General features: G+C 56.7%; 4 protein-coding genes, 1 tRNA gene and 1 pseudogene. 4 read left to right on the top strand and 2 right to left on the bottom strand.

All coding sequences use genetic code 11. The features are described 5' to 3' along the window. The 4 genes and pseudogenes from VGL70_20380 to VGL70_20365 all read left to right on the top strand — a co-directional run. Positions 1–1631 (top strand): sodium-translocating pyrophosphatase (locus VGL70_20380; GenBank protein HEY3305888.1); only part of this gene is annotated, 1631 nt, incomplete at its 5' end. A 133-nt stretch (positions 1632–1764) separates the two neighbouring features. Then, a tRNA-Leu gene (locus VGL70_20375) sits at positions 1765–1855 on the top strand. Positions 1856–1943: 88 nt separating this feature from the next. Next, positions 1944–2642 carry a hypothetical protein gene (locus tag VGL70_20370; protein HEY3305887.1) on the top strand — a complete coding sequence of 233 codons (699 nt, stop codon included), beginning with the start codon at positions 1944–1946 and terminating at the stop codon, positions 2640–2642. A gap of 99 nt (positions 2643–2741) precedes the next feature. Continuing rightward, a pseudogene (locus tag VGL70_20365) lies at positions 2742–3888 on the top strand (ABC transporter ATP-binding protein). Between the two features lie 365 nt (positions 3889–4253). Here VGL70_20365 and VGL70_20360 read toward each other — a convergent pair. Together VGL70_20360 and VGL70_20355 are read right to left on the bottom strand one after the other, a co-directional pair. Next, the gene (locus VGL70_20360) at positions 4254–7025 is read right to left on the bottom strand and encodes an AMP-binding protein (GenBank protein ID HEY3305886.1); all 2772 of its coding nucleotides are present in this window, start codon (positions 7023–7025) and stop codon (positions 4254–4256) included. Between the two features lie 209 nt (positions 7026–7234). Beyond that, a partial coding sequence (locus tag VGL70_20355; GenBank protein HEY3305885.1) for a hypothetical protein occupies positions 7235–7595 on the bottom strand: 361 nt, incomplete at its 5' end.

Genomic DNA, 7595 nt, shown 5'->3' with positions numbered 1-7595 from the left:
AAGAGCTTGCCCCGAAGATCCCGCTGATGATCGCGGGCTATGGGTTTGGCGCTTCGTTCGTTGCCCTCTTCGCGCAGGTCGGAGGCGGTATTTATACCAAGGCCGCCGACGTGGGCGCCGACCTCGTGGGCAAGGTCGAGGCCGGCATCCCCGAGGACGACCCCCGCAACCCGGCCGTGATCGCGGACCTCGTCGGCGACAACGTGGGCGACTGCGCCGGCCGCGGCGCCGACCTCTTCGAATCGACCGCGGCGGAAAATATCGGCGCGATGATTCTCGGCGTCGGCTTGTTTCCCTACTTTGGGCTCAAGGGCATCTTGTTCCCGTTGGTGGCGCGCGCCTTCGGACTGATCGCTTCGATCGTCGGGGTCATGGTCGTCAAGACCGACGAAAAGGGCGATCCGATGGACGCCCTCAACCGCGGCTATTACGTGACCACGTTTCTCGCCATCGTCGGATTTTTTATTTCCACGCGCTGGCTGCTCGCGGTCGATCCCGCGGTCTATCCCGAAGCTTCGTCGGCGTGGTTCTATTTCTTTCTCTGCGGCGTCATCGGCATCGCAATGGCCCAGGTGTTCGTCTACATCACCCAGTACTACACGGAATACAAATATCGCCCGGTGAAATCGATCGCCGAGGCGTCGCAGACCGGACCGGCGACGAACATCATCACGGGCGTCGCCGTCGGGTTGGAGTGCACCGCCGTTCCCGTGGTGGTCATCTCCATCGCCATTATCGCCTCGTACTATTTGGGCCTCGCGAGCGGCGTGCCGCACGCCGGTCTCTTCGGCACCGCGGTCGCCACTATGGGAATGCTAGGCACCGCGGCATACATCCTCGCGATGGACACCTTCGGCCCGATCACCGACAACGCCGGCGGCATCGTCGAGATGAGCCAACAGCCGGAGGAGGTGCGGAGAAGGACGGACCGGCTCGACGCGGTCGGAAATACCACTAAGGCGCTCACCAAAGGATATGCGATCGGCTCGGCGGCGTTAGCTGCGTTTCTTCTGTTCTCCGCCTATCTCGACGAGGTGGCGCACTACGGTGCGAAGTTAGAGTCCGTCAACATCGCCAAGCCGGAAGTGTTTGTCGGCGGGCTTCTCGGCGCGATGCTGGTCTTTCTTTTTTCCGCGCTCGCGATCCGCGCGGTGGGAAAGGCCGCTTACTACGTCATCAACGAGGTCCGGCGCCAGTTCAAAGAGAACCCCGGTATTCTCAAGGGGACTGCCAAGCCGGATTATGCCAGATGCGTGGACATCGTCACTGTGGGCGCTTTAAAGGAGATGGTTGCGCCCGGGATTCTCGCGGTCGGAATGCCGATTGCCGTCGGCGTGATCTTTCGCTTCCTCGGCGTCGGCGCCGAGGCCGTCGCGGCGCTTTTGATGGTCGGCACCATCGCCGGAATACTCATGGCGACGTTCCTGAATAACAGCGGCGGCGCCTGGGACAACGCCAAGAAGTTCATCGAGATGGGGCAGTATGGCGGCAAGGGTTCCGAGACTCACAAGGCGGCGGTCGTCGGGGACACCGTTGGCGACCCGTTCAAAGACACCGCAGGTCCGAGCTTGCACGTGCTGATCAAGCTTCTCAGCACGATCACGCTGGTATTGGCACCACTCTTCGTTTAAATCGGCCGTGTCAGCATCGATCCTTCACAGCGGCTGGCTTCCCAGCCGCTGTTTTCATTTCCATCGTCAGTTGTAGTAATCTAAACTGGCTGGAGGTTGGTTTCATCTTTCCGCTTTCAGCTTTGTTTTCCATGCCCGGATGGTGGAATTGGTAGACACACGGGACTTAAAATCCCGAGGACCCGGAAGGGTCCGTGCCGGTTCGAGTCCGGCTCCGGGCACCAATACAAAAGTGGCAAAGGCGTCAATGCAGATTCACGGTGTTGCTAGCGTTTCGGCGCACAACGTATCGGGCGTCGGCGAGGTTCCCGATTGATGATCAACGCGATACGAGAACTCTTCGATCGCCGGGAGCTTCTCTACATGATCACGTGGCGAGAGATCAAGTTGAAATACAAGCAGTTCGTGATGGGAATGCTCTGGGCGGTATTGATGCCGATGGTCATCGTTTGCGCCGGTTTTATCGTCCGCTATGCAATCGCCACGGTCTCTCAGACGCCGCTCGCCTTATCGGACCTGACCTCCGTCGCCGTGAAGGCGGCGCCGTGGGCTTTCTTTGTTTCCGCGCTCCGCCGCTTTGGCACGAACAGCCTCGTTGCACATGCCAACCTCGTGACGAAGATCTACCTGCCCCGTCTGATCTTTCCGCTTGCCGCCGTCTTCTCGCAATTGTTCGATTTCCTCGTCGCGGCGGCGGTCGTCAGCGCATTCCTGTTGGTTGCGCAGGTGGGATTGAGTGTATATTTGCTATGGCTCCCGCTCCTCGTCGGGTCATTGATCATGCTGGCGGCCGCCCTCGCGATCATTTTTTCGGCGGCCAGTCTCTTTTTTCGTGACGTGAAGTACATCGTGGAAGTATTCCTGACTTTCGCCATCTTTTTTACGCCGGTGTTTTATGACTCTGCGATGTTCGGAGAGTGGACGCCGCTGCTGCTCGTCAATCCCGTATCCCCGCTATTGGAGGGGATCTCTACCACGGTGATTTTGCACCGCAGCCCGTCTCTGGCCTAGCTCTGCTATAGTTTTGTTTTCACGGTATTTCTTTTCACTGCGGCGCTTGTAATTTAAGAAACTCGAACCCTTCTTTGCAGAAAGCGTCTGACATCACCGATGACGGACGAATTCGTTCTCGACGTTCAAGGGGTTTTCAAGAAGTTTCGCCGCGGCGAGCTGTACAATTCCCTAAGGGACTTAGTGCCCGCGTTGGCGCGCCGCCTAGCCCGTGGCGAACGCACTCAAGAACTCGATCAGCGCGAGTTCTGGGCGCTCGAGAATGTCTCATTCAGCGTGCAGCGCGGCGAAGCGTTCGGTATCATCGGTGCGAATGGCGCCGGGAAGAGCACCATCCTTAAGCTGCTTACCGGGATTATGCGGCCGACCGAAGGCTCCATCCGCGCGGCGGGTCGTATCTCCGCTCTCATCGAGATCGGTGCGGGCTTTTCATCCGGACCTTACCGGTCGCGAAAACATCTATCTGAACGGAGCTATTCTGGGCATGACCAGGGACGAGATTCACCGACGCTTCGATGCCATAGTTGCATTCTCCGGGCTCGAGAAGTTCATCGATACTCCGGTCAAGCGGTACTCTTCGGGGATGTACGCCCGCCTCGGCTTTGCTGTTGCCGCGCATGTCGATCCCGAGGTCCTGATCGTCGACGAGGTGCTCAGCGTCGGAGACTACCTCTTCCAGCTCAAGTGTGCCGAGCGTATGAATTCCGTAATCGAGAGCGGGGCCACCGTCGTCTTCGTTTCCCACAATCTTCACGCGGTCGCCAACCTATGCCAACGCAGTCTCCTGCTGGAAGGGGGCAAGGTGCAGACGATCGGCCCGACAGACGAGGTCATCAGCACTTATTTTAGTCGCGGGCAGCAACAGCGAGAGGTCGATGCGAAAGCCGACGTTCTGATAACGCGAGTCAAGACCCATGACGAGACCGGCCCGCGCGTCCAGTTCGACTCGGGCGGCAAGCTGCGGATTACAGTCGAAGCCCGCGCTCGGATTCGTCATGACGATATTCGGGCGGTCATCGAGATTGTTGACGACCATCAGTATCCGCTGTTCGACACCTGCACGTACCGACTGGGTGGCGGCGCCATCGTTCTCGAGGGAGATCAAACGCTCACCTGCACGTTCGACCTGGATCTCAATCTCGCCCATGGTACGTTTCACGTGAATGCCCTCCTGCGCGGTTGTGTGACAAACCAGGTCTATGATCGCTGGCTTTCCGCAGGAGGACTCACTTTCAAAATGGTCTAGTTTTCGGGGGGCAGGTCAAGTCTTCACAGACTGTTGAAAAAGTCCTACTCGTGCTTCGACAAGCTCAGCACGAACGGAAATTACTCAACGATTCCAATACTAGGTCCGTTCGCCCTGAGACTCTCGAAGGGTGAACGGGGGTTTTTCAACAGTCTGTTCACCCAAGACTCTCCGCGTGCCACGTGGATGCGGCGCCCGGTTAGGAAAACCTGGTGCAAGGCTTCAGCGCAACATGGTTTCTAGGACCGAGGCTCGTTTTCGTAGGAAGAGCTTGCGAAACTGTCCGGTGCTAGTGAGTCGCGCGTGGTAACGAAATGGTTTTCGGGATTCTTCTGCAATGATATGACAATTGGACGTTTGCAACTTCACCGTCCATGGACGACCGAGTCTCGCCGGTTTTCCGCCGCGAAGGCCGCCCGCAGGCGCTGCGCAAGAAGTCCGGCAACGGCAGGCGCATTCTCGCCTCTAAGCATGTCTCCGGAGTCTTTGCCCGGCACGTGATGTCGAACCGGATGGCCGCCCCAAAGGGATTTCCAGTCGAAACGCCAGCCCATGGTATTGCGTGACGTCTCAAAAATTTCCAAAGCTCGGAGCCGCCCGTTCAACGGTTTGCGATGATACCGTTTGCTAGCTTCTTTATTTGCCATAAAGACTTCGAGCTGGTTGAGCTCACGCTGGATGCGCGTGAAGGCCTTGCTACTCCCGATGTTCAAGGTGAGCGACCGGATTTTGCTCGCGATGAACTTGATGCGCTCGGCTCCCTCAAGACCCCGCATTTCATCGAGATAGAGTTGTAGACGGTCCGTCACGAAACTACTTAGCGCTTTCGCGCGCTTGCGTATCCGAGACTTGGAAACCGCGTTTTCGCTGGTGTCATACCCTTCGCGGCGAGACGGGTCCAATAGGCCGAGGAACGCCACTCCCTCTTCAGCTTCAAGCAGCTGGCGAGCCATCTCATAGGCCACCCGGGCGCCGAAACATGCCCCGATGAGCGCGTACGGTCCGTGAGGTTGAACTTTGCGAATTTCACTTACGTACAGGCTCGCCATTGATTCAATGGAATCGAGCGGCGCCTCCGCTCCGTCGAGGCCGATGGATTGCAGTCCGTAGAATGGCTGATCGGAACCAAGTTCGCGGCTCAGTTCCGCGAAGCAGAGCACGTTCCCGAATACACCAGGTACGCCAAAGATCGGCGGTAGAGTGCCGCCCGTCCGGATCGGAACGATCGCTGAACGCGCCTTCGGCTCTGGAGCGCTTCGGTAGCGCTCGGCGAGCAAGCCCACTGTCGGAGCGTTGAACAGGACGCCTAACGGAAGCGAGCGGCCGAACGCCTCGTCCAAACGCGCAAACAGTTTGGCGGCCAGAAGCGAATGCCCCCCTAGGTCGAAGAAGTTGTCGTGGATGCCGATCGGCCGAACGCCGAGGACTTCCTCCCATATTTGCACCAGTTTCTGTTCGATCTCGCTTCGAGGGGGTGTATAGGCCGTGTCTAGCTCAGGTCTAGTCGTTTCCGGCTCCGGCAAAGCTTTACGATCTACCTTGCCATTAGGCGTAAGTGGGATTGATTCGAGCTTTACAAAAGCTGACGGTATCATGTAATCGGGGAGTTTTTCTTTAAGAAAATTACGCAACTCGCTAACCCTGGGAGCTGCTTGAATTGAGGAAGTAAAGTACGCGATTAAACGAGCTTCGCCTGATTTGGACTGTGGCGCGATCACCACAGCTTCCCTGACGGCGCGGTGGCTACGGAGCGTGTTCTCAACTTCCGCCAGCTCGACGCCGTAACCGCGAATCTTGACACGAAAGTCTTTGCGGCCCTCGTGGATCAAGCAGCCATCAGGAAGCATCAGACCCAAATCGCCGGTAAGATAAATGCGCCTATCGGTGCCTTCGGGGTCCGATTTGAACTTGGCTTCGGTAAGCTCCGGCCTCCGCCAGTACCCGGGAGAAAGATAACGGGTCCGCACAGCTATTTCGCCGATCTTGTTGAAGCTAACTTCCCTGCCCGCATCGTCCAAAAGGAAAACCTCCTTGTCGTCAAGAGCGTAGCCGACGGGTACTTTGTTACCGGTAACCTCGGTACTGTGATCCATCAGATATATTCGCAAAAATTGTGTTTCAGCGGTGTTCAGACCATTGGCTAACAAGCAGCCTGACGAAAAGGTTTTTTTGTAGAGGTCAAGATCGATTTTGTATGCCGCCTCACTGGCCAGTCGGATCAGGCGAAGATCCGGGAAGATTTCCTTCTCTGTGACGGCTTCGCAAAAGTTACGGAAAAGCAGCGAACTCACGGACCAAATTGAGATTCTTTCTTGACGGAGCCAGTTGGTGAGGCGAGTCATGCCTTCTTGCTGAACATCAAATGGGAGAAGCCAAGCGCCGTTCAGCAAAGCGGCGAAGGTGTCGTGAACGGCGCGTGCCGTTCCCGAAGCTATCAAACTCACCCTGTCATGTTCACATAAATGGTACGCGTTCGTGAAAAGCATGACGTGATGCAGCAGATTTCGATGAGTTTGAACGACGCCTTTCGGTTCTCCTGTTGAACCGGAGGTATAGACGACATAGGCCATGGCGTCGGGTGACACGGCCACCGGAAGGTCATCATTCGGAAGACTAGCATCGATCGAGTCGAACTCCATCACTTTATAACTACCGCTCGCAAAGTCTCCGGCCGTAGCGCTCTGCTCACTAATCATCACCAATCCCGCTTGAGAGTCTTCCAACGAGGCTGCGGTTCGTGACCACGGAAATGACGGGTCCAGGAGCACGAAGAACTTCCCGGCTTTAAGAATTCCCAACATGGCGGCGATTTGGGGAACGCCCTTCGGTAAGAGGATTGCGACAGGTTCGGCTTTGCTCTCTTGCCTAGCTAAAATCGCGCGTGCGATTCGATTAGCATGCTGATTCAGCTCAGCGTATGTTAGCGTACGATCGACGGCCTTTACTGCCGGTCGATGCGGATACTGACGAACAATTTTCTCAAACCGCTCCGGGACCGATTGCTCGATCTCTTCTTTGTGGAACTCAACGAACGTACCGGTCGAATGGAAACACTTCGCTCGGATCGCTTCCTGTTCCGGCGGGAGTTTCGGGGTATCTTGGAAAGGATCGCTCACGACCCAGTTGCGCGTTGTCATTCGATGATGTATTCCAGTCAGTCCAGGATTAAACCGAACGTGATTATACCGTATATAACGGTGGGATACAAAATAGAGAGGGATTCGCTTGGAATTGAGTTGAAACAGACCACGCAAAGGGGCCAAGAATAACTATTTAATTCCAGGGCGAATTTCGAGATAAGCTCTTTTGTCTCGCAATTGGGCGTCGCTTGCGGGCTCTTCGGTCCTTACACGATCCGGTCTCGCGGGCTTTCCTCCCCGAATGCCGCCCGTAGGCGGTCCCCAAGAAGTCCGGCAACGGCAGGCGCATTCTCGCCGCTGAGCATGTCGCCCGAATCTTTCCCAGGAACAAGATGGCGTATCGTGTTGCCTTTCCAGAGTACGTTCCAATCGAGCTTCTCCTCTGCGCGCGATTTCCTACGCCGTCTCGTCTCCAAGATGTCAAGAGTTCTCAAGCGGCCCTCGAGCGGTTTCCGGCGATAGCGATCGAGGGCCAGAAGGTTGGCTCGATAAACTTCGATCTGATTCAGCTCCCGCTCAGCTCCCTTCAAGGCGTTGTTATTCCCGATCAAACCGCGCAGCAACCGA

This window comes from Candidatus Binatia bacterium (assembly GCA_036504975.1).
In the GTDB taxonomy this organism is placed as follows: domain Bacteria; phylum Desulfobacterota; class Binatia; order UBA9968; family UBA9968; genus JAJPJQ01.
Note: the sequence above shows the minus strand (reverse complement) of the source record. Positions and strands in the feature narration are given on the sequence as shown.

Bases quoted from the DNA above. Each gene is read 5' to 3' on its own strand.
- VGL70_20360 (HEY3305886.1), bottom strand. From the start codon at position 7,025: ATGACAACGCGCAACTGGGTCGTGAGCGATCCTTTCCAAGATACCCCG.